The organism is Clostridium sartagoforme AAU1, assembly GCF_000401215.1.
GTDB classification, from domain to species: domain Bacteria; phylum Bacillota; class Clostridia; order Clostridiales; family Clostridiaceae; genus Clostridium; species Clostridium sartagoforme.
In genome coordinates, this window is sequence record NZ_ASRV01000018.1 from 1 (window position 1) to 2,011 (window position 2,011).

Here is a 2,011-nt window from a genome sequence, read left to right on the forward strand (position 1 = left end):
TGATATAAAACATATCTAGATTAATAAAAAATATTTTAATTACTATATTTTTAAAATCTTATGTTATATAAAATACAAATTAATTTTAGGAGGATGATAATATGAATAAAAAACTAGAAAATTTAGTTGATAACTTAATGAAAGGAAAATGTGGATTATTATATCAGTACTTAAACGAAATTGAGGATTTAATACATGATAGCCTAACTCCACAAAAAATAATGCTGCATTATAACATTCAAGAAATACACAAAAATCGCTGTAAATGCATAATTCATAATGGAGATAACAATACCTCTTTACAATTTACAAATAAAGGTTTCAAATGCCATTCCTGTAATTCAACAGGCACTTTATTAGAATTTATTCGTTTGGCTAGTAATTTAAAAACTCTTAATGATGCTAAAATATATGCTACTAATAATTTTACTAATATAAACTTACCATTTTTTGATGTAGAAGATTATAAGTCTAAAACTAAATTAGCAATTATAAATAAGTTTGAAATTACTGGCTCTTATATTACAAAAGATTACTATGATATTTCATTACTACCTAATGGATATTGTAACTTTAAAGATAATAAAGTTGAAAAGTCTACTGAAAATATTATTATCAAATCTGATGCCAATAACAAAGTATTATTAGATCAAGAACTTACTAAACTAGAACAAGAAGAAATAAAAAATATGGCATGCCTAAATATATTAAATCACTCAATAATGCTTCTAGTAGTAAATTAATATCATTTTGTAAAAACTCATCAAAGTTCATTAACAAAGAACTTCTTTGTAACTTTATGAGTGATCAATATAACTTATCAGAAGTTGATTATGTTGATAATGATTTATTCTTAATAACTAAACCAGATTATCTTCCTAGCAAATCATTTTCTGGAATATTAAATAGAATCTTATTTCCAATAAAAGATCACTTTAGTAATACTGTAGTAGGATACTTATGTAGATCAATAGATAAAAATCATAATACTAAATGGTTGCTTGTTACTGATTTTAATGATGATGGTACAATTATAGAATTTAATAAAGGTAATTTCTTATATAATCTTAATAAAGTTAAAGACAAACAACCTAAAGAATTGTGGATTACAGAATCTATAGTTGATGCTATTAAATTAGAATCACTTGGATACCCTGCCATATCTTCTATGGGGGTTAATCTTTCAATTACTCAAATTGGATTAATTAATAAATTTTTTGGAAAAGATATTACCTTAAATATCTTTTTGATAATGACTATAATAGCAACTCTAACACCGGAAAGGAAATGTCCTACAAATTATGTCATCAATTATATGATTATGGATTTAAAAACTTAAATATAATACAAATAGATTCATTCTATGGTAAAGACTTAACTGAATGGGCAATTAACATAAGGAATAATATACTACTTAAAAATTTAGTAGAGACTTGGTACAAAAATAGATATACATTTAATATAAATGATTTTTCAGAAATTAATATTATTAAAGATAAAACTAAAGCAACTATCAACACATTGCAGTCTTTATCTCCACTTCAATTAAATAATACTTATAAACTAATAACTATGTTTGAGAATTATTTTGAAAAAGAAGACTTAAAAAATTTAGAACTATCTAAACTAATAAATGTAGATATAGAACAATTTACTCTTTTTTCAGAATTACTGAAAAATAATATTATAACTAGAACTAAATGCTTCTCCGAACTTAATCTTACAAATTTAACAGAAGGACAATATAATTTATTAGTTAACTATTACAAAACTGAAGAACTACTGTCAATTGATAGTCACTGCAACAAAAGACAGATTAGTTCAATAATATGTAATACTAAAAAGTATAAAAAATCAATTGATTTGAGTAAATATATTCCTAGTATTTACTCAAATATTGAAGACTCACTTTATGAAGTTGCTGTAGATAACGACATTCCTTTTTAACCTTAACAGGAGTTTTAATAATTGAAAATTAAAAATTAGAAATGTAAAATGATTGATGAAACTC

3 protein-coding genes are annotated in these 2,011 nt (G+C 23.3%); all 3 read left to right on the forward strand.

All coding sequences use genetic code 11. The features are described from left to right. Positions 1 to 101 precede the first annotated feature (101 nt). From A500_RS01160 to A500_RS20660, 3 genes are read left to right on the forward strand one after another with little or no spacing between them, the layout of a single operon-like run. A complete protein-coding gene (locus A500_RS01160) occupies positions 102 to 743 on the forward strand; it encodes a hypothetical protein (protein WP_040436397.1) in 642 nt (213 codons plus the stop codon). Between the two features lie 56 nt (positions 744 to 799). Continuing rightward, positions 800 to 1,339 carry a hypothetical protein gene (locus tag A500_RS01165; RefSeq protein WP_198010565.1) on the forward strand — a complete coding sequence of 180 codons (540 nt, stop codon included), beginning with the start codon at positions 800 to 802 and terminating at the stop codon, positions 1,337 to 1,339. After that, positions 1,288 to 1,947, forward strand: coding sequence for a hypothetical protein (locus tag A500_RS20660; protein ID WP_016205771.1), 660 nt, complete (start codon positions 1,288 to 1,290; stop codon positions 1,945 to 1,947). Before A500_RS01165 ends, A500_RS20660 begins: the two co-directional genes overlap by 52 nt. The last annotated feature ends 64 nt before the right edge of the window (positions 1,948 to 2,011 follow it).